General features: G+C 64.2%; 31 protein-coding genes and 1 pseudogene. 13 read left to right on the top strand and 19 right to left on the bottom strand.

Annotated elements, in window-relative coordinates:
• The first annotated feature begins 30 nt into the window (after nt 1–30).
• On the top strand, nt 31–1,998 hold the full coding sequence (locus CX676_RS15095; RefSeq protein WP_101754366.1) for a bifunctional 2',3'-cyclic-nucleotide 2'-phosphodiesterase/3'-nucleotidase: 1,968 nt from the start codon (nt 31–33) through the stop codon (nt 1,996–1,998).
• Nucleotides 1,999–2,007: 9 nt separating this feature from the next.
• On the opposite strand, the gene CX676_RS15090 is transcribed toward CX676_RS15095, so the two are convergent.
• From CX676_RS15090 to CX676_RS15070, 5 genes are all read right to left on the bottom strand, one after another.
• Nucleotides 2,008–2,490 (bottom strand): GNAT family N-acetyltransferase, encoded by a 483-nt coding sequence (locus tag CX676_RS15090; protein WP_101754365.1) that lies wholly within the window; start codon nt 2,488–2,490, stop codon nt 2,008–2,010.
• 5 nt (nt 2,491–2,495) lie between these two features.
• The gene (locus CX676_RS15085; protein ID WP_101753349.1) at nt 2,496–3,758 is read right to left on the bottom strand and encodes a SulP family inorganic anion transporter; all 1,263 of its coding nucleotides are present in this window, start codon (nt 3,756–3,758) and stop codon (nt 2,496–2,498) included.
• Nucleotides 3,759–3,842: 84 nt separating this feature from the next.
• Nucleotides 3,843–4,652, bottom strand: coding sequence for a transglutaminase family protein (locus CX676_RS15080; protein WP_101753348.1), 810 nt, complete (start codon nt 4,650–4,652; stop codon nt 3,843–3,845).
• Nucleotides 4,653–4,655: 3 nt separating this feature from the next.
• Nucleotides 4,656–5,612 carry an alpha-E domain-containing protein gene (locus tag CX676_RS15075; protein WP_101753347.1) on the bottom strand — a complete coding sequence of 319 codons (957 nt, stop codon included), beginning with the start codon at nt 5,610–5,612 and terminating at the stop codon, nt 4,656–4,658.
• Nucleotides 5,613–5,626: 14 nt separating this feature from the next.
• Nucleotides 5,627–7,036 carry a circularly permuted type 2 ATP-grasp protein gene (locus CX676_RS15070; protein WP_101753346.1) on the bottom strand — a complete coding sequence of 470 codons (1,410 nt, stop codon included), beginning with the start codon at nt 7,034–7,036 and terminating at the stop codon, nt 5,627–5,629.
• Nucleotides 7,037–7,346: 310 nt separating this feature from the next.
• Between CX676_RS15070 and CX676_RS15065 the strand changes: the two genes are divergently transcribed.
• The gene (locus CX676_RS15065; RefSeq protein WP_101753345.1) at nt 7,347–7,679 is read left to right on the top strand and encodes an STAS domain-containing protein; all 333 of its coding nucleotides are present in this window, start codon (nt 7,347–7,349) and stop codon (nt 7,677–7,679) included.
• A complete protein-coding gene (locus CX676_RS15060; protein ID WP_101753344.1) occupies nt 7,679–8,242 on the top strand; it encodes an ATP-binding protein in 564 nt (187 codons plus the stop codon). Before CX676_RS15065 ends, CX676_RS15060 begins: the two co-directional genes overlap by 1 nt.
• Here CX676_RS15060 and hspQ read toward each other — a convergent pair.
• The 6 genes from hspQ to CX676_RS15030 form a co-directional block, all read right to left on the bottom strand.
• Nucleotides 8,224–8,556: a heat shock protein HspQ gene (gene hspQ / locus CX676_RS15055; RefSeq protein WP_101753343.1), complete on the bottom strand. Its 333-nt coding sequence runs from the start codon at nt 8,554–8,556 to the stop codon at nt 8,224–8,226. The genes CX676_RS15060 and hspQ overlap by 19 nt on opposite strands.
• A 165-nt stretch (nt 8,557–8,721) precedes the next feature.
• On the bottom strand, nt 8,722–9,189 hold the full coding sequence (locus tag CX676_RS15050; protein WP_101753342.1) for a CreA family protein: 468 nt from the start codon (nt 9,187–9,189) through the stop codon (nt 8,722–8,724).
• A 21-nt stretch (nt 9,190–9,210) separates the two neighbouring features.
• Nucleotides 9,211–9,768, bottom strand: a complete 558-nt coding sequence (locus CX676_RS15045) for a DUF2585 domain-containing protein (RefSeq protein ID WP_101753341.1) — start codon at nt 9,766–9,768, stop codon at nt 9,211–9,213.
• Nucleotides 9,768–10,499 carry a metallophosphoesterase gene (locus CX676_RS15040; RefSeq protein ID WP_101753340.1) on the bottom strand — a complete coding sequence of 244 codons (732 nt, stop codon included), beginning with the start codon at nt 10,497–10,499 and terminating at the stop codon, nt 9,768–9,770. Before CX676_RS15040 ends, CX676_RS15045 begins: the two co-directional genes overlap by 1 nt.
• Before the next feature lie 72 nt (nt 10,500–10,571).
• Nucleotides 10,572–12,161: a phosphoglycerate dehydrogenase gene (gene serA / locus CX676_RS15035; RefSeq protein ID WP_101753339.1), complete on the bottom strand. Its 1,590-nt coding sequence runs from the start codon at nt 12,159–12,161 to the stop codon at nt 10,572–10,574.
• 109 nt (nt 12,162–12,270) lie between these two features.
• Nucleotides 12,271–13,416: a phosphoserine transaminase gene (locus CX676_RS15030; RefSeq protein WP_101753338.1), complete on the bottom strand. Its 1,146-nt coding sequence runs from the start codon at nt 13,414–13,416 to the stop codon at nt 12,271–12,273.
• Nucleotides 13,417–13,454: 38 nt separating this feature from the next.
• Between CX676_RS15030 and CX676_RS15025 the strand changes: the two genes are divergently transcribed.
• The 8 genes and pseudogenes from CX676_RS15025 to CX676_RS14995 all read left to right on the top strand — a co-directional run bounded on the left by CX676_RS15025 (nt 13,455) and on the right by CX676_RS14995 (nt 16,647).
• On the top strand, nt 13,455–13,970 hold the full coding sequence (locus CX676_RS15025; protein WP_101753337.1) for a hypothetical protein: 516 nt from the start codon (nt 13,455–13,457) through the stop codon (nt 13,968–13,970).
• The gene (locus CX676_RS15020) at nt 13,967–14,236 is read left to right on the top strand and encodes a hypothetical protein (protein WP_101753336.1); all 270 of its coding nucleotides are present in this window, start codon (nt 13,967–13,969) and stop codon (nt 14,234–14,236) included. The genes CX676_RS15025 and CX676_RS15020 overlap by 4 nt, the downstream gene beginning before the upstream one ends.
• Before the next feature lie 44 nt (nt 14,237–14,280).
• Nucleotides 14,281–14,531 (top strand): annotated as a pseudogene (locus CX676_RS15015) (IS3 family transposase); the annotation flags it as partial.
• A gap of 158 nt (nt 14,532–14,689) precedes the next feature.
• On the top strand, nt 14,690–14,971 hold the full coding sequence (locus CX676_RS15010) for a metal-sensitive transcriptional regulator (RefSeq protein WP_101753335.1): 282 nt from the start codon (nt 14,690–14,692) through the stop codon (nt 14,969–14,971).
• Nucleotides 14,971–15,294, top strand: coding sequence for a hypothetical protein (locus CX676_RS22600; protein WP_157935960.1), 324 nt, complete (start codon nt 14,971–14,973; stop codon nt 15,292–15,294). The genes CX676_RS15010 and CX676_RS22600 overlap by 1 nt, the downstream gene beginning before the upstream one ends.
• 93 nt (nt 15,295–15,387) lie before the next feature.
• On the top strand, nt 15,388–15,867 hold the full coding sequence (locus tag CX676_RS15005) for a DUF411 domain-containing protein (protein WP_101753334.1): 480 nt from the start codon (nt 15,388–15,390) through the stop codon (nt 15,865–15,867).
• A gap of 3 nt (nt 15,868–15,870) precedes the next feature.
• Nucleotides 15,871–16,326, top strand: coding sequence for a c-type cytochrome (locus tag CX676_RS15000; RefSeq protein WP_101753333.1), 456 nt, complete (start codon nt 15,871–15,873; stop codon nt 16,324–16,326).
• Nucleotides 16,327–16,374: 48 nt separating this feature from the next.
• Nucleotides 16,375–16,647: a hypothetical protein gene (locus tag CX676_RS14995; protein WP_101753332.1), complete on the top strand. Its 273-nt coding sequence runs from the start codon at nt 16,375–16,377 to the stop codon at nt 16,645–16,647.
• 28 nt (nt 16,648–16,675) lie between these two features.
• Here CX676_RS14995 and CX676_RS14990 read toward each other — a convergent pair whose 3' ends face one another.
• The 5 genes from CX676_RS14990 to CX676_RS14970 all read right to left on the bottom strand — a co-directional run bounded on the left by CX676_RS14990 (nt 16,676) and on the right by CX676_RS14970 (nt 19,565).
• A complete protein-coding gene (locus CX676_RS14990) occupies nt 16,676–17,326 on the bottom strand; it encodes a L,D-transpeptidase (protein ID WP_101753331.1) in 651 nt (216 codons plus the stop codon).
• Nucleotides 17,327–17,516: 190 nt separating this feature from the next.
• Nucleotides 17,517–17,864 carry a hypothetical protein gene (locus CX676_RS14985; RefSeq protein WP_101753330.1) on the bottom strand — a complete coding sequence of 116 codons (348 nt, stop codon included), beginning with the start codon at nt 17,862–17,864 and terminating at the stop codon, nt 17,517–17,519.
• Nucleotides 17,865–17,947: 83 nt separating this feature from the next.
• On the bottom strand, nt 17,948–18,541 hold the full coding sequence (locus CX676_RS14980; RefSeq protein ID WP_101753329.1) for an SCO family protein: 594 nt from the start codon (nt 18,539–18,541) through the stop codon (nt 17,948–17,950).
• On the bottom strand, nt 18,523–18,996 hold the full coding sequence (locus tag CX676_RS14975; protein WP_101753328.1) for a copper chaperone PCu(A)C: 474 nt from the start codon (nt 18,994–18,996) through the stop codon (nt 18,523–18,525). Before CX676_RS14975 ends, CX676_RS14980 begins: the two co-directional genes overlap by 19 nt.
• Entirely contained in the window at nt 18,996–19,565 is a 570-nt protein-coding gene (locus CX676_RS14970; RefSeq protein WP_232816475.1) for an SCO family protein, read from the bottom strand. The genes CX676_RS14975 and CX676_RS14970 overlap by 1 nt, the downstream gene beginning before the upstream one ends.
• Nucleotides 19,566–20,451: 886 nt before the next feature.
• Here CX676_RS14970 and CX676_RS23320 point away from each other — a divergent pair.
• Nucleotides 20,452–20,589, top strand: a complete 138-nt coding sequence (locus CX676_RS23320) for an integrase core domain-containing protein (protein ID WP_101753326.1) — start codon at nt 20,452–20,454, stop codon at nt 20,587–20,589.
• Between the two features lie 354 nt (nt 20,590–20,943).
• Here CX676_RS23320 and CX676_RS14960 read toward each other — a convergent pair whose 3' ends face one another.
• Genes CX676_RS14960 through CX676_RS14950 form a run of 3 tightly spaced genes read right to left on the bottom strand, consistent with a single transcriptional unit; the run spans nt 20,944 to nt 25,138 of the window.
• The gene (locus CX676_RS14960; protein WP_101753325.1) at nt 20,944–22,890 is read right to left on the bottom strand and encodes a tripartite tricarboxylate transporter permease; all 1,947 of its coding nucleotides are present in this window, start codon (nt 22,888–22,890) and stop codon (nt 20,944–20,946) included.
• Nucleotides 22,891–22,942: 52 nt separating this feature from the next.
• Complete coding sequence (locus CX676_RS14955; protein ID WP_101753324.1) at nt 22,943–24,031, bottom strand: Bug family tripartite tricarboxylate transporter substrate binding protein; 1,089 nt, start codon at nt 24,029–24,031, stop codon at nt 22,943–22,945.
• Nucleotides 24,032–24,058: 27 nt separating this feature from the next.
• Entirely contained in the window at nt 24,059–25,138 is a 1,080-nt protein-coding gene (locus CX676_RS14950; RefSeq protein WP_101754364.1) for a 4-oxalomesaconate tautomerase, read from the bottom strand.
• A gap of 105 nt (nt 25,139–25,243) precedes the next feature.
• Between CX676_RS14950 and CX676_RS14945 the strand changes: the two genes are divergently transcribed.
• The gene (locus tag CX676_RS14945) at nt 25,244–26,158 is read left to right on the top strand and encodes a LysR family transcriptional regulator (protein WP_232816474.1); all 915 of its coding nucleotides are present in this window, start codon (nt 25,244–25,246) and stop codon (nt 26,156–26,158) included.
• Nucleotides 26,159–26,338: the final 180 nt, after the last annotated feature.

Here is a 26,338-nt window from a genome sequence, read left to right as displayed (position 1 = left end):
ATCCCCAATGCGCAGGAGCAGACGATGCCCATGACCCCCACCATCACCCGTCGCGGCTTCCTGTCAACCTCGGTCGCCGCCGCCGGTCTTGTCGTGCTGCACCCCTTCTCGGTGCGGGCGCAGGCGGGGCAGGCACATCTGCGGATCATGGAGACGACCGACCTGCATGTGCATGTCTGGCCCTATGACTATTACGCCGACAAGCCGGTCGATACCGTCGGCCTTGCCCGAACGGCGGCGCTGGTGGGCGCAGTCCGGGCCGAGGCGACGAATTCGATCCTGCTGGACAATGGCGATTTCCTGCAGGGCAACCCGCTTGGCGATTACATCGCCTATGAACGCGGCATGGCGCAGGGCGAGATGCACCCGATCGTCACCGCGATGAACACCGTCGGCGTCGAGGGCGGCACGCTGGGGAACCACGAGTTCAACTATGGCCTGACTTTCCTCAAGAACACCCTGTCGGGCGCCAATTTCCCGATCATCTGCTGCAATGTGGCGACGGTCGCGGGCGAGACCGCCGATCAGGATGCCACGCTGGTCCCGCCCTATGCGGTGCTGGAGCGCGAGTTGACCGATGGCGCGGGCGCGACCCATCCGATCCGCATCGGTCTGATCGGCTTCGTGCCGCCGCAGATCATGCAATGGGACCGCAAGCATCTGGAGGGCAACGTCACCGCGCGCGGCATGGTCGAGGCGGCCGAGGCTTGGGTGCCGAAGCTCAAGGCCGAGGGCGTGGATCTGGTCATCGCGCTGGCCCATACCGGCATCGACCCGCTGCCGCTTGAGCCTGATGCCGAGAATGCGGCGCTGGCGCTGGCCGGGGTCGAGGGCATCGACGTGGTGCTGACCGGGCATCAGCATCTGGTCTTCCCCGGCCCGGATTACGAGGGCATCGAGGGCGCCGATATTCAGGCCGGCACGCTGGCCGGCAAGCCGGCGGTGATGGCAGGCTTCTGGGGCAGCCATATGGGGCTGATCGACCTCATGCTGGAGCGCGAGGGCGATGCCTGGAAAATCGCCGGTCACACGGTCGAGGCGCGGCCGATCTTCGAACGCAAGGAGGATCGCAGCATCGTGCCGCTGGTCGAAAGTGTCGTCGCGGTCGAGGACAGCGTGAAAGCCGAGCACGAGGCGACGCTGGATTACATCCGCCGCGCGGTCGGCAAGACCACGGCGCCGCTTTACAGCTATTTCGCGCTGGTGGCCGATGATCCGAGCGTCCAGATCGTCACCAATGCCCAGACCTGGTATATCGCCCAGATGATGGAGGGCACGCCGAATGCCGGCCTGCCGATCCTTTCGGCTGGGGCGCCCTTCAAGGCCGGCGGGCGAGGTGGTCCCGAGTATTATACTGATGTGCCGACGGGTGACATCGCCATCAAGAATGTCGCCGATCTCTATCTCTATCCGAACACCATCCGCGCGGTGAAGATCACCGGCGCAGAGGTCAAGGACTGGCTGGAACGCAGCGCCGGCATGTTCAACCAGATCACCCCGGGCGAGGCCGACCAGATCCTGCTGAACCCGGATTTCCCCAGCTACAATTTCGACGTGATCGACGGGGTCAGCTATCAGATCGACCTGTCGCAGCCGTCTAAATTCGACAGCGAGGGGGTGCTGGTGGATGATGGGGCGAACCGGATCGTCGGTCTGACCTTCGACGGGAAGCCCATCGATCCGGCGGCGGAATTCATCGTGGCGACGAACAATTATCGCGCCGGCGGGGGCGGCACCTTCCCCGGCAATGACGGCAGCACCATCGTCTTCGAGGGGCCGGACACCAACCGCGACATCATCGTGCGCTATATCGTCGATCAGGGGACCATCGACCCGGCGGCGGATGGCAACTGGAGCTTTGCGCCGCTGAATGGCGCAACCGTGCTGTTCGACACCGGCCCGAAGGCGGCGGATTATCTGGATCAGGTGAAGGGCCTGACCATCAAGGCGGCGGGCGATGGCGCGGACGGATTCGCGCGGTATCGGATCACGCTCTGACGCGGCGGGTTACAGGGGCTTCATCATCCGGTGAACCCTGTCGCCCTGATCGGTGACACGGCTGATGCCCGTTGCCACAAAGCCTTCGCGCTGCCAGAAGGCCCGCCCACGCGGATTGCGGCCCAGCACGCCCAGATAGAGGCGCGGGCAGCCGGCCTGCCGCGCCAAAGCCTCGACATGGGCCAGCGCCCGCGCGCCATGCCCGCCGCCCTGCGCCCAGGGACCGAGGATCATCAGACCCAGATAGGCGTCCTCGGGCTCGGGGAAACCGAAGGAGAGTTCCACCAACCCCGACAGGCGATCATCCAGAAACAGCCCCAGCCGATGCGCGGCAGCCGGATCGGAGCCGGGCGGGCAGTCGGTGAAGAAGTCGCGCGCCTTTTCGGGGCCGGGCAGCACACCCTCGGCCAAGAGCCAGTAATCCGGGGCATCGGCATAGAAAGCCGCGACCAGCGGCAGGTCGGCTGCCGGGTCCAGCGGTCGGATCAGCATCGGGGTCACCTTTCGGGCGGCTGCCAGTCGGCAGGGGGAACATCGCGCCTCAGCATACGCAAGGCGAGGCCGACGCCAACCCCGACACCGATGGCCAGCGCCAGATCGGTCAAGACCGTCAGCACCAGCGTCAGCGCCATCAGAAAGCGGTCCGAGGGCGGGGCGCGCAGATATTCGCCCCAGCGATGCGGTTCGCTCATGTTCCACGCGGTCAGAATGAGAAGCCCAGCCAGCGCCGGCATCGCGAGGTAGCCGGCCAGCGGGGCGGCAACCAGCATCACCACGAGGATCGTGAGCGCATGGACCATCCCCGCCACCGGCGTGCGCCCGCCCGCGCGCACATTGGTTGCCGTCCGCGCGATGGCCCCGGTGGCCGGCAGGCCGCCGAACAGCGCCGAGCCCAGATTGGCCGCGCCCTGCGCCACCAGCTCGGCATTGGGCCGATGCGCTCCGCCGATCATCCGGTCGGCGACGATGGCCGAGAGGAGCGACTCCACCCCCGCCAGAAAGGCGATGACCAGCGCCGAGGGCAACAGTTCGATCATCCGGTGATAGCCGAGATCGGGCAGCGCCGGCATCGGCAGGCCCGAGGGCAAGGCGCCGAAGCGCGAGCCAATGCTGTCCACCGGCAGATTCAGCACCGCGACCAACGCCGAAGCCGCGCCGACCGCAAGGATCAGCCCCGGCAGGCGCGGAAAGGCGCGGCGCAGGGCAATGACCCCCGCCATGGTCGCCAGCCCGATGGCAAGGCTGGCCGGGCTGATCGTCTCGCGTGCCTGCCACAGCGCCGGGATCTTCTCGATGAAATCCGCCGGCTCATGGGCGATCTGCATTCCCAGCAGATCCTTGACCTGGCTGGTGGCGATGATGATGGCGATGCCGATGGTGAAACCGTTGATCACCGGCTCGGGCACCAGCGCGATCAGCCGCCCGGCGCGCAGGCGCCCGGCGATCAAGAGGATGATCCCGGCCATGAAGGTGGCGATGACCAGCCCGTCCCGACCATGCTCGGCAATGACGCCATAGACCACGACGATGAAAGCCCCTGTCGGGCCGCCGATCTGCACCCGGCTGCCGCCAAGGGCCGAGACCAGGAAGCCCGCCACGATCGCGGTTACCAGCCCGGTTGCCGGCTCGGCGCCCGAGGCGATGGCAATGGCGATGCTCAGCGGCATGGCGACCATCGCCACGGTAATCCCGGCGGCGAGATCGGCCAGAAACCCCGCGCGCGTATAGCCGGGCAAGGTGGTCAGGATCTTGGGCTTCATGGCCCTATTGATCGCGCCGCGACGGGCCGCAACTCAAGCAGAGATTTCGGACATCTCGTCGCAGCGGCCGTGCCCGGGGCTGCTTTATTGCTCGATCTCCTCGACCCGCACCGCCACGGCCAGCTTCTCGGTCGCCATGCCCATGGCCACACCCCGGATCGGCGCGGCATCCTGCGCGTCCAGCCCCGAGGCCAGCCGCACATAACGCTCGTCCGGGCAGCAATGGTTGGCGGCGTCGAAGCCGACCCAGCCCAGACCCTCGACAAAGACCTCGGCCCAGGCATGGGCGGCGTCATGGCTCTGCCCGTCCTCGGTCGAATGCAGGTAGCCCGAGACATAGCGCGCCGGCAGGTCACGCTCGCGCGCCACGGCGATCAGTGCATGGGCGTGGTCCTGGCAGACCCCCTCGCCCAGGGCCAGCGCCTCGGCGGCGGTGGTCAGGGACTCGGTGACGCCGTTGGTATAGCGGATCGCCGCGCCGACAGCCGCAGACAGCTGATGCGCAAGATCGAGGTGATCGGCGGCCGAGGTGACCGACCCGGCCAGCGCGCGCAGCCCGTCATCGACACGGGTGGGCTTGGTGTCGCGCAGATAGGCCAGCGGGTGGATCTGCTCGCGATGGCCGCGCAAGACCCCCGCCGTGTCGCGCGTGTCGATTCGGCCCGAGACCCGCACGGCGATCTCCTCGACCGGGCCGCGCACCGTCCAGCCCTCGATCCAGTCGCCGGCGCCGTCGCGAAAGCCGGGGCCGCGCATCCCGCCGGTCACGTCGATCGACCATTCGTGGGTCTTCTGCCCCTCGAAGACCGTGGGCGTCAGCCGCAGGCTCTGCACCAGGTTGCGGATCGGCTGATCATAGCCATAGACGGTTTCATGCAGAATTTGCAGTCTCATGGCCTAGACCCCCCCTTGCAGATAGTCCTGATGCACCAGCGAGGCGACCTTGCCGATATCGGTGATGAACCAGGTCAGAAACTCGTGCAGCCCGTCGTCGAAGATGGTGTCGATCTCTTGGTTCTGCAGGCGTTCCAAGACCTCGCGCGCCTTGTCGCGCGCGGTGGTCGGCACCTTGTCGCCATAGCGACGGGCCAGCCCTTCTAGATGCCAGACGGCCTCGTAAAGCGAGGTGATCAGCGAGCGCGGGCTTTCCCCGTTCAGGATCAGGAAATCGGCCACCCGTCCCGCCGTCACATCGCCGCCATAGGCCCAGTGAAAGGCCCGGTGCGCCGACAGGGCGCGCAGGATCACCTGCCATTGATAGGTGTCGAGTCCTGACCCAACGAACTCGATGCGCGGCAGTAGCACGAAGTATTTCACGTCAAGCAGCCTCGCGGTCGCATCCGCACGCTCGAGGCAATAGCCGAGATTCATGAAATGCCAGCCGTCATTACGCAGCTGCGTCGCGTTGATCGCACCGCGCACGGTCGAGGCGTGGCGCGTGGTGAAATCGGTCAGTTCTGCCATGTCGATCTTGTCACGCGGCGTCTTCTCGATCTTGCGTAGATCCTGGTAGGCGACATTGAGCGCGTCCCAGACCTGCCCGGTCAGCGCGGTGCGCACGATCCGCCCGCCCTCGCGGGCCTGCTGCAGGCAGGACACCACCGACGAGGGGTTGTCGCGGTCGAAGAACAGGAATTCCTCGATTTTCTCCTGCGTCACGGCGCCGTATTTCGCGGCAAAGGCATCCGATGTTCCTGAGGCCTGCAACAGCGAGGCCCATTCACTCTGATAACCCTCGTCGGTATTGGGCATCAGCGTGATGCGCTGGCCCACATCCAGAAGGCGGGCGGCGGTTTCGGCGCGTTCCAGATGGCGGCCCATCCAGAACAGGTTCGAGGCGGTGCGGCTGAGCATGTCCTGTCCCTCCCTTATTCCGTCAGAACCCAGGTGTCCTTGACCCCGCCGCCCTGCGACGAGTTCACCACCAGCGATCCCTCGCGCAGCGCCACGCGGGTCAAACCGCCCGGCACCAGTTCGATCCGGTCACCGCAGAGGCAATAGGGCCTGAGGTCCACATGCCGGGGCGCGATTCCCTCCTCGACGAAGGTCGGACAGGTCGACAGGGCCAGCGTGGGCTGTGCGATGTAATTGGACGGATCGGCCTCGATCTTCTTGCGGAACTCCTCGATCTCGGCCTTGGTCGATTTCGGCCCGACCAGCATCCCGTATCCACCCGAGCCGTGAACCTCCTTCACCACCAGGTCCGGCAGGTTCTCCATGACATACTTGTAGTCGTCGGGTTTCCACAGCGTCCAGGTCTGCACGTTCTTCAGCAGCGGTTCCTCGCCCAGGTAGAAGCGCACCATCTCGGGGACGAAGGTATAGATGGCCTTGTCATCGGCCACGCCGGCGCCGGGGGCCGAACAGATCGTCACCCCGCCCGAGCGATAGACGTCCATCAGCCCCGGCACGCCCAGCATGGAATCGGGGCGGAAGCACAGCGGGTCAAGATAGGGGTCGTCGAGCCGGCGATAGATCACGTCGACGCGCTTGGGACCCTGCGTGGTGCGCATGTAGACGAATTCGCCATCGACAAAGAGGTCCTGCCCCTCGACCAGTTCCACCCCCATGAGGTTCGCAAGGAAACTGTGCTCGTAATAGGCGCTGTTGAAATGGCCCGGCGTCAGGATCACGCAGGTCGGCCGGTCCTGGCACTTGGCAGGCGCCACCGATTCCAGCGTCCGGCGCAAGAGTTCGGGATACTGGTCCACCGGCTCGATCCGGTTGTTGCGGAAAAGCTGCGGGAACATGCGCATCATGATCTCGCGGTTTTCCAGCATGTAGCTGACGCCCGACGGCGTGCGGCAATTGTCCTCGAGCACGAAGAAATCATCCTTGCCGGTGCGCACAAGGTCGATGCCGATGATGTGGGAATAGACCCCGCGCGGCGGCACCACACCGACCACGGATTTCTCGTAGGCCTCGTTCTGATATACCAGCCTTGCCGGAATGCGCCCCGCACGCACGATCTCGGCCCGGCCATAGACATCGCGCAGAAAGGCGTTCAGCGCCCGCGCCCGCTGCTTGATGCCGCGTTCCAGCCTGCGCCATTCGGCCTGTTCGAAGACCCGGGGCATCATGTCGAAGGGGATCAGCCGGTCGGGATCGCCGCCCTCGCCATAGACGGCGAAGGTAATGCCGATGCGGCGGAACAGGTCCTCGGCCTCGGCCTGCTTCATCTGGCGGAAATCGTCGGGCATGGTCTCGACCCAGCTGCGCAGGCGCGCATAGGGTTCGCGGACGTTCTCGCCCTCGTACATCTCGTTATAGAAATTCATGTCCCCCCCTTCCGCGGCTGGCCCTGTTCACGAGCCGTTGCGTTCCGCGATGATCAGCAAGCGCAGCGCCAAAGTCTAGAAGCCAAGCGCGAAACTTTGCGGAAAGTTCCGCCGGATCAGCGCATTGCCCGCCTCTTGCCACGATTTCGGGCGTGAAGTGAGGCTGCCGGGCCTCTCCGAGATCGCCGGCGGCAGGCAAGGTGGTTCGAATTGTCGGAATCGGACCACGCCGACCCGTGCCGCGCTTACCGGATGGTAACGTCTTGGCCCTATTCAGGATCCCGGAACCGAATCTGCAAGGGATGCGCCGATGAACCTGATCGTTGTGCCGGATCTGCACCAGATCCTCGTCACGATTGCAGAGCCGCGACTGGATGCCGCCGTGGCAACCAGCTTCAAGGACCGGATGCGCGAGATCGTGTCGACCAGCCGCAAGACCGTGCTTCTGGACCTGCAGCGGGTCGATTTCATGGACAGTTCCGGCCTTGGCGCGATGATCGCCATCCACAAGGCCATGCCTGACGGCATCCCGCTGGTCCTGCGCGGCCTGACGCCGAATGTCGAACGGGTCTTCCGGCTGACCCGGATGGACAGCGTGTTCAACATCTCGGCCGCGCCCGATCAGGCAAGGGAGGCCGGCTGATGAATACCGCGAAGAACCTCGATTCCGAGAAGACCGGCGAAATGAGCCGGCCGGCCCAGACCATGTTTCACCGCGTCCTGCGCGCCGAGGCCCGGATCGTCCGCGACACGCTGACCGACATCCGCCGCCGGTTTGCCGCCGAGATCGATGAGGATGCGCTTGGCCGGCTGGAGCTTGTGCTGGCCGAGGTGCTGAACAACGTGGCCGAACACGGCCCCGGCGCAGCGGATAGCAGCGAGGATTCCGGGTCGGAAGCCGGCCATCGCGCCGCGCCGCTGATCCATCTCTGCATCGTCCGCCTTGCCGGCATGCTGTCCTGCGCGGTGACCGATGACGGTATCTCGCTGCCGGCCGGCTGCCTGCTGCCCCCCGATGCCCCCGCGATCAGCGAGATCGACCTGCCCGAAGGCGGCTTCGGCTGGTTCCTGATCCACGACCTGACGCAGGAGTTGTATTACTACCGCGAGGAACGTCGCAACTTCCTGGCCTTCCGCGTGCCGGTCTCGGACGAAACGGCCCCTGCGTCGCCCGACAGCCAGGGCGATCAGTTCAGCAAGGACTGAAGCGGATAGCGGCCATCCTTGAACTCGCCGAACATCTCGACCACCTCGGGATGATCGACCGGTTCACCCGAACGGTCGGGCACAAGGTTCTGCTCGGAGACATAGGCGACGTAATAGGTGGCCTCGGTCTCTGCAAAGAGATGATAGAACGGCTGGTCCTTGGCCGGACGCACATCCTCGGGGATCGATTCATACCATTCTTCGGTATTGGCGAATTCCGGATCGATGTCGAAAACCACCCCCCTGAAATCGCGGCTGCGATGGCGGACGACCTGGCCAAGGTTGTATTTCGCGACTCTGCGGTGTGGTGTCATAAGTTCTTCCCGAAAGAGAGTCCCTAATCCAAAGCCGCCGCTCTGTCCACCGGAACGGGCCTGTTCAACCGGCTTTTGCCGCAATGCAGCAATCGGCTGCGCCGGAAACCGGCAGCGCGGCCTTTCGCAAGGCAACCGCAGCGGAAGGTCGAACGGCAAGCCGGCTCAGTTCGGCCCTGCCGCGGCCTTTTCCTCGGGCGTCAGCGCCACGGTCGAGATCGCCATCTTGGCCGAGCCCTCGGTCAACTCATTGGCATGGGCGAGGTAGACGAGCACGCCATTCGTCGCATCATAGACGCGCTTCACCCGCAGCGATTTGAAGATCAGCGAGCGGCCTTCGGAAAACACATCCTCGCCCGTCTTGCCGCGGGCGATGTCGCCCACCGTGATCGGCCCGGTCCGGGCGCATTCGATGGCCGAGTTCGACGGATCCTCGAACCAGTTGCCCTGGCTCAGCCGGTCGATCACCGAGCGGTCGAAATAGGCCAGGTGGCAGGTCACGCCCGGCACCTCGGGATCGGCGATGGCCTCGATGATGATGTCATTGCCGACCCAGTCGACGCCGATCTCGCCCACTTCCTCGGCCATTGCGGGGAAGGCGGCCAGCATCGCCAGCCCAATCAGTCGTTTCATCGCATCCTCCTGTCCGGGCCGTCAGCCCGCCGCCTGCCACTGACGCAGCGCCTCGATGGGCCAGAGCAGCATCAGCACGTTCAAGATCAACCCGTCGCGGATGAACCAGATCGTCACCGCCTCGGTTCCCAGAAATAACGCCACGGAAAGCCAGACCGGCAGCACCCGCGCCAGCCAGAAGCCAAGCATCATCGCCAGCATGTCGCCGACCGAGTTCACCACCGCATCGCCGTAATAGTCGAGCGAGATGGTCACAGCGCGATAGCGTTCGATCACCATGCTGGTGTTCTCGGCGATCTCCCACCCGGCCTCGACCAGCGTGGCAAGGACCAGCCGCCAACCGATCGCCACACGCGGCAGCAGGACATGCAGCATGGCAAAGAACAGCAGCCCGTGCAGCACATGCGAAGGGGTGTACCAGTCGGTCAGATGCTGCGAATTGCCCGAGCTGTTGGTGACTCCGTGCCACAGCTTCACATAGCCACAGTCGCAGATCGGCACCCGCCCGAGGAACAGCAGGAAACCCGCGGTGGCCAGAACGATCAGCGCAACCAGATGCCAGGGCGAGAGCCGGCCCATCAGCCGCCTGGCGCCGGGTGCAGCAGTTCGGGCGCTCCGTCGCCCAACAGCCAGGCGCCCTGATCGTCAAAGCGCACCGCCGACAGCGGCCCGCCATAGGCCGCGCCGCTGTCGAGATCGATCCGGTTGCCGAAATGCGTGGCGCGGTCCAGCGCGGTATGGCCGTGCACGACCAAGGGACCGTGATGGGCCGGGCTGTCCAGGAACCCCTTGCGGATCCAGACCAGGTCCTGCTCGGTCTGCGCCTGCAGGTCGATGCCGGGCCGGATACCGGCATGGACGAACAAAAGGCCATCCTGCAGATACCACAGCGGCAGCCCGGCCAGGTATTCGGCATGGGCCATCGGCACCGCCGCCCGCGCCGCCGCCTGCAGGTCCGATCGCGGCTGGTTCACATCGACCCCGTAGGATGCCAGCGTCGCCGCCGCCCCCAGCCCCGGATGCTCGGTCCAGACCGCCCCCGAGGACATGGCCGGATCGATCCAGTCGGCATCCTTCAGGAAGGTCGGCAGGAAGCGGTCATGATTGCCCTTGAGCACGATCCAGTCGCGCCCCTGCGCCTGACCGCTCATCAGATGGTCGATCACGCCACGCGAATCGGGGCCGCGGTCGATCAGATCGCCCAGGTGCACGATCCGGGCATCAGACCCGCCATCGGCCTCGATCAGCCGATGGGCGCGGTGCAACAGCTCCAGCTGGCCGTGAATGTCGCCAATGGCATAGATCGGCATCGCGCCCCCCGAAAAAGCAAAGGATCCCGGCCTGTCTGGCCGGGATCGCATCGCTTGGCAAGGCTTCGGGGGTCAGATCTCGAAATGCAGCGGGCGGGCCTGCAGGAACTTCCCGGTCTTCTCCAGCGCGGCCAGAGCACTCGCCGGGATCGGCTCGTCGAGATAAAGGATGGCGATGGCATCGCCATTCGCGGCCGAACGACCAAGGGTGAAGTTGGCGATGTTCACCCCCTGCTCGCCCAAAGTCATCCCCAGGGCACCGATCACCCCTGGAATGTCCTTGTTGCGGGTATACAGCATGTGCTCGCCCACCTCGGCATCGATATTGATGCCGCGGATCTGGATTAAGCGCGGCTTGCCGTCGCTGAAGACGGTCCCGGCGATCGAGCGCTCGCGATCCGCCGTCACCACAGTCAGCTTGATATAGCCCTCGAAAACGCCGCTCTTGTCCTGCCGGGTGGTCGCCACCTGCACGCCGCGCTCCTTGGCCATGACCGGGGCCGAGACCATGTTCACGTCCGGGTTGGTGGCCTTCATCACGCCCGAGATCACCGCCGCGTTCAGCGCGTTCAGGTTCATGGTCGAGACGACACCGTCATAGAGGACGTTGATCGCCTTGATCGGCTCGCCGGTCATCTGCCCGACAAAGGCGCCCAGATGCCCCGCCAGCTTGATCCAGGGCCCCATGACGGCGGCTTCCTCGGCGGTGACCGAGGGCATGTTCAGCGCGTTCTGCACCGCGCCGGTCAAGAGGTAATCGGCCATCTGCTCGGCCACCTGCAGGGCCACGTTCTCCTGCGCCTCGGTGGTCGAGGCGCCCAGATGCGGCGTCACCACGACATTCGGCAGGTTGAACAGCGGCGAGGCCGTTGCCGGCTCCTCGGCAAAAACATCAAAGGCCGCGCCGGCCACGCGACCATCCGTCAGCGCCTCGGCCAGTGCCGCCTCGTCGACCAGCCCGCCGCGGGCGCAGTTGATGATCCGCACACCCGGCTTCAGCTTGGCGATCGCCTCGCGCGACAGGATATTGCGGGTCTTGTCGGTCAGCGGCACATGGAAGGTGATGAAATCGGCCTTGGCCAGCAGCTCGTCCAGCTCGACCTTCTTCACTCCCAGCTCGACCGCGCGCTCTTCCGACAGGAAGGGATCATAGGCCAGCACCTTCATGTGCAGCCCCAGCGCCCGGTCGATGACGATCGAGCCGATATTGCCCGCGCCGATGACGCCAAGGGTCTTGTTGAACAGCTCGACCCCCATGAAGCGGTTCTTCTCCCACTTGCCGGCATGGGTCGAGGCCGAAGCCTCGGGCAATTGCCGTGCCACGGCGAACATCATGGCGATGGCGTGCTCGGCGGTGGTGACCGAATTGCCGAAGGGCGTGTTCATCACGATGACGCCCTTCTTCGAGGCCGCCGGGATGTCGACATTGTCGACCCCGATCCCGGCCCGGCCCACGACCTTCAGGTTGGGCGCGCTTTCCAAGAGCTTCTCGGTGACCTTGGTGGCCGAGCGGATCGCCAGCCCGTCATATTGCCCGATCACCTCGGCCAGCTTGTCCTTGTCCTTGCCCAGATCGGGCAGGTAATCGACATCGACCCCGCGGTCGCGGAAGATCTGGACGGCGGTTTCCGACAGTTTGTCCGATACGAGAACCTTCGGCATCTCTGTTATCCCTATGCTCGCGTCCGGGCCTCTGCCACGCTGACGCTGTTTCATCTTGGTAAAAATATCCCGGGGGTCCGGGGGCTGGCCCCCGGTCCGTGCGTTCGGCTTATTGCGCAGCCAGTTCGGCGCGATAGGCGTATTCGATCCAGGGCATCAGCGCCTGAACGTCGCTCGCCTCGACCGTCGCCCCGCACCAGATCCTGAGACCAGCCGGCGCATCGCGGTAAGCGCCAGCATCCAGCGCCACGCCATCCTTCTCCAGCCGCTTGGCGACGGCCTTGGCAAAGGCGGCACCGTCCTTGATCGCCGGATCGGTGAATTTCACGCAGACCGACGTGGTCGAGGCCGTCGCCGGATCGACCGCCAGATCGGCGATCCAGTCCTTGCCCGCGATGAAATCGCGCACCGCGCCGGAATTGGCGTCGCAACGGGCGATCAGGCCCTTCAGCCCGCCGATGGATTGCGCCCATTTCAGCGAAACGAGGTAATCCTCGACCGCCAGCATCGAGGGCGTGTTGATCGTCTCGCCCTTGAAGATGCCCTCGATCAGCTTGCCGCCCTTGGTCATGCGGAAGATCTTCGGCAGCGGCCAGGCCGGGGTATAGGTCTCCAGCCGCTCGACCGCGCGCGGCGACAGGATCAGCATCCCATGTGCACCCTCGCCGCCCAGCACCTTCTGCCAGCTGAAGGTGACCACATCCAGCTTGTCCCAGGGCAGGTCCATGGCAAAAGCGGCGCTGGTGGCGTCGCAGATGGTCAGCCCGTCGCGGTCCGCCGGGATGGCATCGCCATTCGGCACCCGCACGCCCGAGGTGGTGCCGTTCCAGGTAAAGACCACGTCCTTGTCGAAATCGACCTCTGCCAGGTCGACGATCTGGCCGTAATCAGCCTTGCGCACCGTGGCGTCCAGCTTCAGCTGCTTCACCGCATCGGTGACCCAGCCTTCGCCAAAGCTTTCCCAGGCCAGCATCTCGACCGGGCGCTGGCCCAGCAGCGACCACATGGCCATCTCGACCGCGCCAGTATCCGAACCGGGCACGATGCCGATACGGTAATCGGCGGGCACGCGCAGGACCTCGCGGGTCAGCTCGATCGCCTCGGCCAGCTTCGCCTTGCCGACGGCGGCACGATGCGAGCGACCAAGCGGAGCGTCCGACAAGAGGTCCAGATTGTAATGGGGGATCTTGGCGCAAGGGCCAGAGGAGAAGCGCGGATTCACCGGGCGCGCAACCGGAATCGTCAGATCAGTCATGGCTAGCCTTCCAGCTAAAAGCCCCTCGTTGGGGAGGGGTGTCCCACGGACGCCTCTACGCGAACCCCGAAATTTACGCAATAGACAAAGAGTCTTGCGAAGTCGTCCATGCAGCTTCCGGCAACTTCGCGCAGAACGAGACAAGAACGCCCCAGCTGGGTTGGCACGCTATTGACACGCGGTGTTCCGGGGACGTTCTCACCGAAAACGAAAACCCCGACGCGCAGGCGGGCGCAATCGGGGCTGATCTGCATTCGTGGTTCGAATGGATCGAGAATAACACGCGGCGGGAATCGGCGGCAAGGGTGTTGGCCCGCGCTGTGGCCGATTGCGACCCGTCCAACCGGCTGCCCTTTCTGGAGATCATGATCGAGGCCCTGCGCCCCGGTCAGCCGCTGCCGATCTTCAACGCCATCATGACCGAGGCGCGGGAATGGGCGGCTTGGGCCAGCCGGGCCGAGCTGAAAGCGTACTGCACCACCAGTTTTGCGCGACTTACGCCTGACGATCGGGCGGCGTTCCTGTCCTTCGCAGAAGTGCGGGAGGTGGAATGATTATCGAACGCCTGAACCGCTTTACCGCATACCCTGTCACACTCAAGGATTTGCGCGCCCATGCCCGCCTTGATGGCGATGCGCATGACAACGCCCAAATCCTTCGCATTGCCCGCGCGGGCGCACGTAAGGCCGAGGAACATGGTGACCTGCCACTGTTCTTTCCTCTTGTCGCGACCGGTGTCCGGTGGTCATTGCTCTGCCTACCGATTTTGGACCGCCTGAAGCCGGAGTTTTCGGCCTTGGTCATGGCAGCGGGCTGGTGACGCCGCCATGAAAGTGCAGTGCGCTCAGAAGGTGAGGAGCCTGCTGCTTCACGCCGATCCAGAACCCGTAGAGCAACGGCATCTCGGGGGCCTTCGTGACGATGCTGAAGCGCGACTACTTCCAGTGACCTTTCTGCCGGATACCCAAACCGTTCTCGGATTGATCTGAGATTGAATCGAGGACTACAATGACGAACACCCACAATTTGGACAGAAAATGCGCTCGCCTCGCGAGTTCATCGCAGCTCAAACCGCAACCGCCTGTGCGCCCGCCGAAACGGGTATAAGACCATAGCTTTAGCACCAAGACCCGTCATGCGCTAAGACTGAAACCCTTCACTCGAGCGGGCGGGTCAATATACCAAGCTTGTCACATACCCCTATACCAAGCTTGCCGCATACCCCTGCCGGGTATAGAGAAGCGGACAGAATATCGCCAACCGGAGCCCGCCCTTGACGCATGACAAGCAGAACCGGGATGCGATCCTGATGCGCCTGTCGCGGCTTGCCGGGCAGGTGCAGGGCGTGTCGCGCATGGTCGAGGATGGGCGCTATTGCGTCGACGTCCTGAACCAGACCGCTGCCATCCGTTCGGCCCTTCGCGCCGTCGAGCGCCTGTTGATCGAGGATCACGCGAGAGTCTGCATGGAAACCGCGATCCAGTCCGGCGATCAAGACCGCCAGCGCGTGATGTTCCGAGAAGTCGTCGAATTGCTGGAAAAGGTGCGGGATTGATGCGTTTCCTGCTGTCCGGGCTGCTGGTCCTTCTTCTGGCAATCAACATGACCCTGGTTCCGTCGGGCACTGAATCAGCGGGGCAACAGCTTACGACAGCAACCATGGGGCCGGGGGTCGTGCAGACCACTCATGAATGCTGCCCCGAGTCGCAGAAACCCCGGCACGGCGCCTGCGCAATGTGCGTCGCCGTTCATCCCGCCGGCGCAATGCCGCTTGATGCCTGCTTGCCAAGGAAGGTCGAGCATTTCCCCTCGCAGTGGCTCGCAGAAACAACCGAGCTCGGCCTTCCACTGCGCCCTCCTCAATGCGCTTCTGCCTGACTTCGCTTGGCCCGACGGGCCGAGCCACTCAAGGTTGCGCCATTTCGCGGGTCTCAGGCTCCATGGTGCGAAAATCCCGATAGGAGACCAGGTATGAACAAATCTTGCCTCTCGCGCCGCGGGGCGATGCTTGCCATGGCGGCGGCACTCGCCACCAGCTCAACGCTTGCAAGGGCGGCGACAGGTTCGGGCGAAAGGCCTAACCTTCTCAGCATCACCAAGGACCCGGGCTGCGACTGCTGCGGCGCATGGGCGGATCTGGCCATCGAGGCCGGGTTCGAGGTCGAGATCACCGAGACCGCCGATTACGAAGGCATGAAGCGCGCGGCCAAGGTCCCAGAGAAGCTGTGGTCCTGCCACACCGCCCGGATCGACGGCTATGTCGTCGAAGGCCACGTACCCTTCGCGGCCATCCGGCAGCTTCTGCAGCAGCGTCCCGACCTAATCGGGATCGCGGTGCCGGGGATGCCGGCCGGCTCTCCGGGCATGGGTGGCGGGGTCGATGCGACCGCAGACGTCATCGCCTGGGGCGGCTCGGCCGGCGTTTGGCGGCCCTTCCCATCGGACGAGTAGCGGATGACGCGCGGATCACTTTCCCTTGTTGCAGCGGCCGCTCTGGCCGCTGCGGTCTTGACCATGTGGCGCGTAAACGGGACGTCCGGAATGGTTGTCGCGGACACGGCCGTCATCGCACTTGGTCAGGAGCTCTACGATGAAAACTGCGCCTCTTGCCATGGAGCGAACCTGCAGGGCCAACCGGACTGGAAGATCCCGCTTGAAAACGGTCGCTACCCCGCGCCGCCCCATGATGAAACCGGACACACATGGCACCATGCCGACGCGCTGCTGGAACAGATCATCCGCGACGGCTCGGCTGCGGTTGTGGGTAACGGCTATGAAAGCGACATGCCGGGCTTCGGCGAGGTCTTGGGCGACGATCAGATCTCGGCCATCCTGGCCTATATCAAATCCACCTGGCCCGAGCGTGAGCGGGCAATCCAGGCCCGCGTGACACGAGACAGGACACTGTAACCTTGGGCGCCGAACAAGAACCTGCCCGACCAACTGAAGGACGAACTGATGCAGAAACGAACCGCAGCGATCACCATGACACTTCTGCTGGCCGCAGGTTGTACCGCGCGCACCGCCGAGACTGCGGTCGAGAACGCCTCGCCCTACCCCATCCCGCCGGAAGTCGTGGCCATCGCCGGTCCCAACCAGGACCTGACCACGGCGACACTGGTCGCCGCGGACAATTGCTATTGGTATTCCCATGCCGGGCAGGTCGAGACGACGCTGGTGCCGCTGCGCGCGGCGAACGGCAACCAGATCTGCAAAGCACTCCCGTCCTGACACTGCCGGCCGCCGAAGCCGTGACGGCTCAGCTCAGGGCCGTCACGCTGCCTTCCGGCGAATAGAGATGGGCCGTCGATCCGATCTGCACCAGCGGATAGAGCTCATTGATATGGGACATCACCATGCGGACGCAGCCGGAACTGGCCCGGCTGCCGATCGAGGTCGGAAACGGCGTACCGTGGATCCGCAGGTAGGTATCGCGGTCCCCGACATAGAGATACAGCGCCCGCGAACCGAGCGCATTCTGCGGGCCGGGCTCCATGCCACCCGCGAACTGTGCATAGATCTCGGGTTCGCGCTTGATCATGTTCTGGGTCGGCGTCCAGTGCGGCCACTGCACCTTGCGTTTGATCTCATAGGTGCCGGGCTCGTAGAGATCCCCCCGACCGATGGCGACGCCGTAGCGCATCGCCGTGCCGCCCTCCTCGATGTGATAGAGGTAGCGAGCGACCGCATCGACATGGATATCCCCCGGCACCAGGCCCGGATTCGCGACAATGCGCTGCGGCAGGAAACGCGGATGAAGTCCCCATGGATTGGGGCCCGGGGGCGTCACCTCGGCATCCCATGCGGCCTTCTGCGCGGCATCGGGCCAGGACGAGGCGAGAACCGGGCTGGCGGCAGCGGCCGAGAAGAGCGCGGTCGTCGTTTGAATGAAATGCCGTCGTGTCAGCATCTTGGTGCTCCTGTTTGGATTTGGTTCCTGGTTGAGAAGGCCGGTGCGCCGGATGGGCCCGTTGCCGCTGGGGCAAACCGCGCTGCGGCCAGAAAGCTGCGGCCCGTCGGTAGGAGTGTCATGTGAACATTCCGTCCGGGCCCATGGGGTGAACGTGATCGGGCACCCCGGCAGGTGCAGCGCGCAGCATTCAGACGGGTCTTGGTGGGCGGTATCCGGGGCTGACGAGACGCCCTTCCTGCCTGGCGGTCCTGAACTGCCGCTTCATCGTCGTCGCGCTGTCCATCGGCGAGACCTGCAGGGCGATGTCCCAAGGCAAAGGTGCAACAGTACATGTGTTTGGGCAGCCGTCGGACATCCCGGCCGCCGATGCGCGGTAGCTCGGGTCATCTGGCCAAGCGGCATCGTTTGCAGCTGCAGCCATCAATGCGGCAATGTCGTGAACGGGCATGTCCGCGGCGCGCACCGATTGTCCATGCTGCATCATGACGCCCAGGGCGAACAGACCAACAAGCAATGAACACATCCAGCGGCGCATCTTCAATCAGGGTTACGAACGAGTTTCGTGTGACAAACTAAATACGCCTACCCCGTGATTCAATTCACGGATTGCTCATCACATCAGGCCAGGATGCGCCTGATCTTTGGGACGGCAAAGCGGCGATCCTCGTGGAAATCGATGATATTGGCAAAGCGCCCGTCACGGTGGAACAGAAAGACCCCGGCGGTGTGGTTCATCGTGTAATCATCGCCCTGCGCGATCTTTTCGTAACGGGCGCGAAATTCGGTGGCGACCAGCGCAAGGTCATCGGCGCTGCCGGTATATCCAGCGATGCGCGGATCGAAATAGGCCAGGTAGTCGGCAAGCACCTCGGGCCTGTCCCGCTCTGGATCGACGGTGATCAGGGCGACGGTCAGCCGGTCGGCATCCGCACCCAGGGCCTCGAGCCAGCCCGAAATATCGATCAGCGTGGTCGGACAGACATCGGGACAGGAGGTGAAGCCGAAGAACACCATGGCCGGACGACCGATCCAGTCCCTTGGCGTCACCTCGGTCCCGCGATGATCGGTCAGACGCCAGGTCATCGCGGTCAGGGGAAAGGGCACCCCACTGACAGGCTGGTCACGATTGCTGCGCCACGCGCCAAGCGCCAGCGTGCCGGCGGCGGCCGCAGCGACGCCTGCAACGGACAGGATCAGCTGGCGTCGTCGCATGTCGGCCCCTCAGAGCGCAGCGACAGAACGTCGACATTCACCGTCACCTCGCCGGCCTTCTCGAAGGTCAAGGTAACAGGAAAGCTGTCACCCTCGTTCAACGCCGAGGCCAGCTGCATCAGCATGCCGTGATAGCCTCCGGGTGCCAGTTCGGTGGTCTGCCCGGCCGGAACCTGTACACGCATCGCATGGGGCATCGAGGCCACGCCGTCCTTGACCACGGTTTCGTGCAGCATCGCCATCGCGGCCGCCGGTGTGGTGATCCCAGTCAGCGCATCGTCCTGCGCACCCGCATTGGTAATCGCGACGTAGAACACCGCCGGTCGGGTCGCGCCGATCGTGGCGCGCGACCACGCGTCGCCGATGGCCAGATCGCCAAGCGCAGCGGTTTCGCAAGCCTGCGCCGCGCTGGCAAACAGCACCATTGCCAGACTGCCCAGAAAGATATTCCGCATCAGAGCCTCGATTTCAGATCGGCAAGAATTTCACTGGCCGGGGTTCCATAGGTGTATTGGCGAAGCCAGTCCCCGTGGGGTCCAATCAGGTAAAGCGCGGGGCTGTGCGACATCGAGTAACCGTCCGGCGCGGCCGGGTCTTCCTCGCGCTCGAAGAAGATCTTGAAGCTGTCGGCTGCGGCCCTTGTCGCGACGTCGTCGCCAGCCAGTCCAATGATCGACGGGTGGAATGCCGCCGTGAATTCATCAAGGCCCATCTGCCGGTCACGTTCGGGGTCAATCGAGATGAACACCGGCTGCACCTTTGCAGCGTCAGGTCCAAGATCGTCCATGACCTGCGCCACCTCTGAAAGCGTGGTCGGGCAGACATCAGGGCAATTGGTGAAGCCGAAGAAGACCAGCTGATAGCGCCCGCGAAATTCTTCACTTTGCCGGATATTGCCATCTGCATCGGTAAGCGCGAATTCAGGCTGGAAGGCTTCGACAGTCTCGATCTGCCGGGCCGGTTGGCGCTGATAGAGGAACACCGATCCGGCAGCTGCCAGAACGACCGCCCCCCACAGAACCATTCGCAATGCCGTTAGCCGTCTCATGTCTCACCTTGACCTCTTTGCGGTGCTTCTAAGACCTCCAGCCCCTTGAGGTACAAGTCACAGAGGAGTGTGTTCGGGGAAAAGCGGCAGACCTCGGATCTTGTGATCTCAACCGTCCCATACATGAAGGCAACACCTCCCAGAAAGCCAGACACCACGGTTGGCGAATAGAGGGTGACTGGCCGATGGCGAAGCCGATGTAGAAAGCTAGTGCAATGCCTTCCGATGTACCGCGCCATAGACCGACGGCCATCAGTAATAGGAAGCTGGCCAGCGCAGTCAACTGGACCAAGGCCAGGCCATGGAACAGCGCCGGGGACTCGGCGGCCAGTTTCAGCGCATCGGCTATCGCAGTCTGCGCCTCCTGATTGAGCGGAAGGCTTGGGCATGAACTGAAACATGCCTACCGCATTTACCGGGAGGAGCGGCTGATAGTGCGAAAGCGTGGCGGCCGCAAACGGTCGCTCGACACCCGTGCGCCGATGGCGATCCCGCAGGAATCGGACCAGCGCTAGTACGTAGATCCTCGCCATGGTCACTCGGACCAGTGACATTCTCATGGCTCGATGTCTGGCAGCTTGGTCTGGGGCCGCCGGTTCCGGGTCCTCTATCATCGACGGCTTCAGCCGGGAGTGACTCGCGGCTGTCGTCGCCCCCTCGTGCTCCGGCGATCCTGTGGCGCGAGAACTGCATCGGAACCCGGAGTTGCGGGCTATCCCTGCAAGGTGGCCAGCGATAATGGCACCGAACTGAGGCCGGACGCGATCATGACCTGTTAGCAGGACCGGAAGGTCGAGTGGCATTCCATCGAGCCCGGGTAACCGATGCGAAACGCGGCTTCGTCGAGAGCTTCAACGGCCCTATGCGCAACGAGTGCCTGAAAGATCACCTGTTCTGCGGCCTGTCCCAAACCCTTCGCTTGATCGCGGCATGGCACGACGGCTGCAATCACCGCCGCCCGCAAACGAACTTCGAAGGGCCTACCTGCGGGAATTCCTAAGCCGCTCGATGAGGGACCACACCCTGAACAGAGCCAACTTCTGAATGAGGACAAGACGGGAGCAGGCCATGAGCCGAAAAGCGAACGCTTCAAATGAGGTACGCCAACCGGGGCATCCGGAAAACAAGCCCATGTTTCATCCGAATTTTCGCCTCTGCAAACCGTCGCGTTCACAGACATTCGCATGCGCATGCGAAGCGAGTTTAAGACCCCAACCTCGGTTACCGAGAAATAGACCTCATGCCCGGCAGAGACACCCGCCTTGAAGGTGACACCAGTCATCAATCAAACTGCACCGCTTGCCTTTGACGCTCCTGCGGCCGCGCGTCGTTGCGGCCGCAGGATAAGCCTGGGTCAGAACAGCGTGAGGCCAAGCAGCCCCTCGGGCAGGCGCAGGGTCATGGCCCAGGTGATCAGGCTGATGAAGCCCACTGCGCCGGCCGTCATCATTGCCGCAGTCAGCGGTCTTGCCTTGCCGGCGATGATCAGGAACGCAGGGAAGAACACGACCATCGCCGGGATGAAGCCGATCAGCCAGATCAGCGCGACCAGCCCGGCGAAGATCGCCAGGTACCTCTCGCGTCCCGAGGACTCGCCCGCAAGCGTCAGGCTGGCATCGTCGTCGTGGATCTCGGCCGCGCGTCCCGACCTGATCCGCAGGACCACCGCCAGCGAGGCGATCAGCGCAAGGATGCCGATGATCAGCGGGAAGACCATCCCCAGGAAGCTGAGTTGTGCTGCCTCGAAGACGCAATAGGCGGCGACCAGAAGCAACAGGCCGGCGAAGGCGACCTGGCGGCCACGGGTCTGTTGGTCGGCGCTATCGCTTTCACCCTCGCTGGAGATCTCGGCGCCGAAGCGCAGGCCAAGGAAGACCGAGACGACCGTGATCAGCGCGATGATGATGACACCCGGCCGGGTGATCCAGCCCCAGTCATAGAACTGGACCGCCTGATACAGATAGTTCTCGGCCCCCGGAGCCAGCACGAAGCCGATCAGCAGCGCCGGACGCGGCCAGCCGAAGCGGCGCATGTAGATGCCCACAGCGCCCATGACGATCAGCGCGACAAGGTCGGCCATCGAGCGCGAGGCCTGGAAGGCTGCAAACATGGCGATCATCACCATGAAGGGCGCCAGATAGACGAAGGGCACCTGCGTCAGACGGGCCACGGGCCGCGCCAGCATGACACAAAGCCCGGCGCCGACGACATTGGCCAGCGCAAGCGACCAGATGATCGTATAGGTCAGGTCCAGCCGGGTCTCGACCATGGTCACGCCGGGCTGGATGCCCAAGAGCACCATGCCGCCCAGAAACACCGCCATCGAGCCCGAGCCGGGCACGCCGAACAGCAGCGTCGGGATCAGCGCACCGCCCTGACAGGCGTTATTGGCCGATTCCGGCGCGATCACGCCGCGCACATCGCCCTTGCCGAATTGCGATTTGTCGCGGCTGGTCTGGACGACGTGGCTATAGGCGATCCAGTCCACGACCGCGCCGCCAAGACCCGGCAGCGCACCGATGACGCAGCCAAGGCTGGCGCAGCGGGCGACCAGCCAGGGATGGCGCAGCACGTCGCGCATGCCCTTGCCCCAGCCACCGCCAAGACCCGTGGTTTCCGAAATCGCAGTACCACGCTTCAACAGGTCGATGACCTCGGGAATGGCGAAGAGGCCCATCGCGACGACAACCAGCGGCACCCCGTCATAGAGATAGTCGATACCAAAGGTCATCCGCGCCTCGCCGGTGGCCGGCGCCGTACCGATCGAGCCGATAACAAGGCCGATGCCGGCGGCGGCAATACCCTTGGTCAGGCTGCGCCCAGAAAGCACCGCCACCATCGACAGGCCGAATATGGTCAGCATGAACAGCTCGGCCGAGGAAAAGGACAGGACCAGCGGGCGCGCCATGACGATGGCAAAGGACAGGACCAGCGCCCCGATGATCCCCCCAAGAAGCGAGCTCGTAAAGGCGGCGGACAGCGCCCTCGCGGCCTCGCCGCGCTTGGCCATGGGAAAGCCGTCCAGAACGGTTGCCTGGCTGGCGCTCGAGCCGGGTATCCCCATCATCACCGAGGTGAAGGTGTCGCCGGTCGGAATTACGGCGACCATGCCGATCAGCATACCAAGGGCCGAGACCGGGTCCATCCCGTAGAGAAACGGCAGCAGGATCGACATGCCGGCGATGCCGCCGAGACCGGGCAGGATCCCGACGATCAGGCCAACGCAGACACCGAGAACAAGGAAGGCAAGGTGCCCGCCGGACATGACCTGACCCAGCGCGGACAGCGCGATATCAAACATTTTATTTTCCTCCCAAGAGCTTATGGCGGGACAGATCGTCCCGCCGGTGAGGTCACATCCGCACGTTGTAGTCTTCCGACAGCCAGTTCGTCAGGAACTGCTGGATGCCGGGATCGAGGGTGAGTGCCTCTTTCAGGGCCGCGTCGGCATCGGGTCCGACAAGCTGCTCGTAATCGCCAAGTTCATCCCCGGCGCGCTGGCGGAAATCCGGCGCTTCGACGATCGCCTTCGCCGCATCGCCATAGGCCGCGATCACTTCGGCCGGGGCATCTTTCGGCAGCACCACCATCTTCTGCAGCGAGAAGCCCGCCAGCATCAGTGCCTTCCAGGCCTCGAAGGCCTCGCCCTCGGGCTTGGCACCCGTGGCCTGTTCGTAGAATTCGACGAAGGTGGGCATATCAGGGAAGGATGGATCGCGGGCGACATTGCCGTCTGCGTCCACCACGCCAAGCGTGAACAGCGGAACCGCCTTGCCGCCATCGACCAGCGGCTGCACGCTGCTGATGAAGGCCGAGCTGGTCTGGAAGTCGATACCCGCTTCGCCACGTTCGAAGGCCAGACGACCGGCGCCGCGGCTCTCCATGCCGAAGACCGGCTTGATGTTCAGGCCCAGCATCTTGAAGCCCAGGAGCACCGGCATTTCCAGCGCGGTCGCCCCCTGGCTGGCGAAACGGATCTCTTCGCCGCGCAGCTTGTCGATGTCCTGCGGGCCGGTCACGCCATATTTCGGATCGACATAGACCACACCGCCGGTGGGCGACGCGAGCACCGCGGTCCAGTCGGCAAAGTCATAGCGGACCCGCGGATCGCCCAAAAGCGCAGGGTACTGGGTGGAGGCCGAGGTTCCCAGGATCGACAACCCATCATCGCTGGCGCGCATGGCGAACTGGTTCGCCCCCGAGATCGAACCGCCGCCCGGCACGTTCAGCACCACCACCGTGGGCTTCCCCGGCAGGGCATCGGACAGTTGCGGCGCAAAGAACCGCGCCCAGACATCGGTGCCGCCACCGACGCCGAAGGGGATTGTCCACTCGATGGTTTCGCCGGAAAAGTCCTGCGCGCTCAGCGAGATCGGCATGGCAAGGATCGCAGCCGCGCCCAGAAACATCGACCGCATGCCAGATTTGTTCAGCAGCTTCATAAGGTATTCCTCCTCCTTGGGGATCTTTTATGCGACTTTGTCGCGGATATGCACGAAGCCATCGAAAAGCCTGCGTGCCGTTCGGATGACCGAGACACGGCGGATTTCCCCGGTCTCTTGGTCCTGTTCGATCTCGACGGGTGTACGGCCCGATGGGTGTTCGATGATCAGCAGCCTGCGGCCCTGCGCATCCGGCTCGGGCAGGACGGCCAGTTCATTCGCAACTGTTCCTGCCGTGCAGCAGGCTGCCGCGATACAGACGGCACCGGTAATGGCCACGGCGGTATGGCAGGCGTGCGGCATGAAATAGCGCGCCGTGATGGTTGCGCCAGCCGTCGGCAGGGCTAGCAGGATGGGCTTGGGAATGACCATGGCGCTGACATCACCAAGCCCCATCATCTGCCCCGATTGCAGGCGCCGCGCCTCGAGGCGGGTCATGAAATCCCGATCGGCGTCCAGTTCGGCCGGGCTTTCGCGGCCGGTCTTGCCAAGGCTGGTGGCGGCGACCAGTACGGCCGCAACCGCCATATCGAAATGGGTTACGCTGACGCCCTGCACATCGTCCTGCAATGCGCCCGTGGGCAAGAGCTTGCCCGTTTTCGAGCCCGCCGCATCCAGGAAGGCCAGTCGCACCGGCGCCGCGGTGCCCGGAACGCCGGCGATGGCCGTGTCGCCCTCGTAGCTGACAGCACCGCCGGGCGTCTGGACCGTTGCCTCGATCCGCTTGCCGGTATTGACGTTCAGGATCGTCAATCGCGTCTCTGGGTCGCTCGCCGGGACCAGCCCCTGTTCAATGGCGAAGGGACCGACAGCCGCCAGCATGTTGCCGCAATTCGGCGCCGTATCGACCAGGGCCTTTTCGACATTCACCTGGGCAAAGAGATAGTCGATATCGGCGCCCGGCTGTTCGCCGGGGCCAATGATGGCCACCTTGCTGGTCAGGGGATTGCCGCCGCCGATCCCGTCGATCTGCAAAGGGTGGCCCGAACCCATCGCCGCAATCAGGATCGCGTCGCGCTCGTCCCGGTTCTCGGGCAGATCGGAGGCCAAAAAGAAGGGGCCGCGTGACGTACCGCCACGCATCAACACGCAGGGAATTCTGGACATGATCTTGGCTTTCCTCTGGCGGGTCGTCACTCACCCGCGATGGAAAACTCTTGCCACGAAGCTCGTGCTTGTGTGAAATGCAATGAAGTCAACGATTATTGCGACATGCGCATGAATGTCGATCTGGAAGACCTTAAAGCCTTCGTCGCCACCGCCGAGATGCAAAGCTTTCGTGCAGCTTCGGAAAGCATCCACCTGTCGCAACCGGCCCTGACCCGGCGCATCCAGAAACTCGAGGCGGTGCTTGGCGTGCCGTTGCTGGAACGCACCACGCGGCGTGTCTCGCTGACCGCTGTCGGGCGCGATTTCCTGCCGCGCGCCCGTAGGCTGCTTGACGATCTGGAAACCTCACTTCTGTCGGTGCGCGAGATCGCAGAGCGGCGCTCGGGACTGGTCAGCATCGCCTGCATCCCGACCGCCGCCTATTACTTCCTGCCGGATGTGATAGCCGAGTTCACCAAGGAATACCCGTCGATACGCTTCCGCATCGTCGATGCCGGCGCGAACGAGGTGCTGCAAAGCGTGATCAACCGCGAGGTCGATTTCGGCATTACCCTGCTGGGCGCCGACGACCCCGAGGTCCATTTTGAACCCCTGATCGAGGAGCCCTTCTATCTGGCCTGCCGCCGCGATCATCCACTGGCCAGCCGTGACGAGGTGACGTGGGCCGAGTTGTCGGATCACCGGTTTATCACCGTTGGCCGGGCCAGCGGCAACCGGCTGATCATGGATCTGGCGCTTTCGGGCGCTCCTGTCCGGCCCCGGCCCTATTACGAGGTCCAGCATCTCTCGACCTCATTGGGTCTCGTGGAGGCCGGCCTCGGCATCGCCGCCTTGCCGCGAATGTCCTTGCCGGCGGACTCGCACCCCTTGATCGCCGCAATCCCGTTGAAAGCGCCAACCGTCAATCGCACCGTCGGCATCGTCCGGGTGCCACAAGCCAAGGCCTCCCCGGGGGCAGAGCAATTCCTTCAGATGCTGCTGACGAGGTGGCAGTCAGAGGCTGTTCCGGAAACCTGAACAGTCGAGCCAAGTGGATTTCCCGAGCCATAGCGGCAGAATGCTGCGAGCGGGGGACGACAGCCTAGCGATGAATTCGGTCGTTGGGTGGTGCGGTGTTCGTTCCGGCTCTCGATGACGATCCTCGCTTCGACCGGGACCAGTTGAAAGGGCCAGTTGATCGACGTCTGATCCGCAAGC

The sequence above is a fragment of the Paracoccus zhejiangensis genome (assembly GCF_002847445.1).
Lineage (GTDB): Bacteria > Pseudomonadota > Alphaproteobacteria > Rhodobacterales > Rhodobacteraceae > Paracoccus > Paracoccus zhejiangensis.
This window is presented reverse-complemented; position numbering and strand designations above follow the sequence as displayed.

What these genes read in the sequence shown, in the direction of transcription:
- CX676_RS15095 (WP_101754366.1), top strand. Translation starts at nt 31, where the DNA reads ATGACCCCCACCATCACCCGTCGCGGCTTCCTGTCAACCTCGGTCGCC.
- CX676_RS15030 (WP_101753338.1), bottom strand. Translation starts at nt 13,416, where the DNA reads ATGACTGATCTGACGATTCCGGTTGCGCGCCCGGTGAATCCGCGCTTC.
- CX676_RS14950 (WP_101754364.1), bottom strand. Translation starts at nt 25,138, where the DNA reads ATGTCCAGAATTCCCTGCGTGTTGATGCGTGGCGGTACGTCACGCGGC.
- CX676_RS14960 (WP_101753325.1), bottom strand. Translation starts at nt 22,890, where the DNA reads ATGTTTGATATCGCGCTGTCCGCGCTGGGTCAGGTCATGTCCGGCGGG.
- CX676_RS14975 (WP_101753328.1), bottom strand. Translation starts at nt 18,996, where the DNA reads ATGCGGAATATCTTTCTGGGCAGTCTGGCAATGGTGCTGTTTGCCAGC.
- CX676_RS15020 (WP_101753336.1), top strand. Translation starts at nt 13,967, where the DNA reads ATGATTATCGAACGCCTGAACCGCTTTACCGCATACCCTGTCACACTC.
- CX676_RS15045 (WP_101753341.1), bottom strand. Translation starts at nt 9,768, where the DNA reads ATGGGCCGGCTCTCGCCCTGGCATCTGGTTGCGCTGATCGTTCTGGCC.
- CX676_RS15050 (WP_101753342.1), bottom strand. Translation starts at nt 9,189, where the DNA reads ATGAAACGACTGATTGGGCTGGCGATGCTGGCCGCCTTCCCCGCAATG.
- CX676_RS15060 (WP_101753344.1), top strand. Translation starts at nt 7,679, where the DNA reads ATGAATACCGCGAAGAACCTCGATTCCGAGAAGACCGGCGAAATGAGC.
- CX676_RS15090 (WP_101754365.1), bottom strand. Translation starts at nt 2,490, where the DNA reads ATGCTGATCCGACCGCTGGACCCGGCAGCCGACCTGCCGCTGGTCGCG.
- CX676_RS15040 (WP_101753340.1), bottom strand. Translation starts at nt 10,499, where the DNA reads ATGCCGATCTATGCCATTGGCGACATTCACGGCCAGCTGGAGCTGTTG.
- CX676_RS15000 (WP_101753333.1), top strand. Translation starts at nt 15,871, where the DNA reads ATGACGCGCGGATCACTTTCCCTTGTTGCAGCGGCCGCTCTGGCCGCT.
- CX676_RS23320 (WP_101753326.1), top strand. Translation starts at nt 20,452, where the DNA reads ATGCGCAACGAGTGCCTGAAAGATCACCTGTTCTGCGGCCTGTCCCAA.
- CX676_RS14970 (WP_232816475.1), bottom strand. Translation starts at nt 19,565, where the DNA reads ATGGTTCTGTGGGGGGCGGTCGTTCTGGCAGCTGCCGGATCGGTGTTC.
- CX676_RS15085 (WP_101753349.1), bottom strand. Translation starts at nt 3,758, where the DNA reads ATGAAGCCCAAGATCCTGACCACCTTGCCCGGCTATACGCGCGCGGGG.
- CX676_RS14985 (WP_101753330.1), bottom strand. Translation starts at nt 17,864, where the DNA reads ATGCGCCGCTGGATGTGTTCATTGCTTGTTGGTCTGTTCGCCCTGGGC.
- CX676_RS14980 (WP_101753329.1), bottom strand. Translation starts at nt 18,541, where the DNA reads ATGCGACGACGCCAGCTGATCCTGTCCGTTGCAGGCGTCGCTGCGGCC.
- CX676_RS14995 (WP_101753332.1), top strand. Translation starts at nt 16,375, where the DNA reads ATGCAGAAACGAACCGCAGCGATCACCATGACACTTCTGCTGGCCGCA.
- CX676_RS14955 (WP_101753324.1), bottom strand. Translation starts at nt 24,031, where the DNA reads ATGAAGCTGCTGAACAAATCTGGCATGCGGTCGATGTTTCTGGGCGCG.
- CX676_RS15070 (WP_101753346.1), bottom strand. Translation starts at nt 7,036, where the DNA reads ATGAATTTCTATAACGAGATGTACGAGGGCGAGAACGTCCGCGAACCC.
- hspQ (WP_101753343.1), bottom strand. Translation starts at nt 8,556, where the DNA reads ATGACACCACACCGCAGAGTCGCGAAATACAACCTTGGCCAGGTCGTC.
- CX676_RS15005 (WP_101753334.1), top strand. Translation starts at nt 15,388, where the DNA reads ATGAACAAATCTTGCCTCTCGCGCCGCGGGGCGATGCTTGCCATGGCG.
- CX676_RS14990 (WP_101753331.1), bottom strand. Translation starts at nt 17,326, where the DNA reads ATGCTGACACGACGGCATTTCATTCAAACGACGACCGCGCTCTTCTCG.
- CX676_RS15075 (WP_101753347.1), bottom strand. Translation starts at nt 5,612, where the DNA reads ATGCTCAGCCGCACCGCCTCGAACCTGTTCTGGATGGGCCGCCATCTG.
- CX676_RS14945 (WP_232816474.1), top strand. Translation starts at nt 25,244, where the DNA reads ATGCGCATGAATGTCGATCTGGAAGACCTTAAAGCCTTCGTCGCCACC.
- serA (WP_101753339.1), bottom strand. Translation starts at nt 12,161, where the DNA reads ATGCCGAAGGTTCTCGTATCGGACAAACTGTCGGAAACCGCCGTCCAG.
- CX676_RS15080 (WP_101753348.1), bottom strand. Translation starts at nt 4,652, where the DNA reads ATGAGACTGCAAATTCTGCATGAAACCGTCTATGGCTATGATCAGCCG.
- CX676_RS15065 (WP_101753345.1), top strand. Translation starts at nt 7,347, where the DNA reads ATGAACCTGATCGTTGTGCCGGATCTGCACCAGATCCTCGTCACGATT.
- CX676_RS22600 (WP_157935960.1), top strand. Translation starts at nt 14,971, where the DNA reads ATGCGTTTCCTGCTGTCCGGGCTGCTGGTCCTTCTTCTGGCAATCAAC.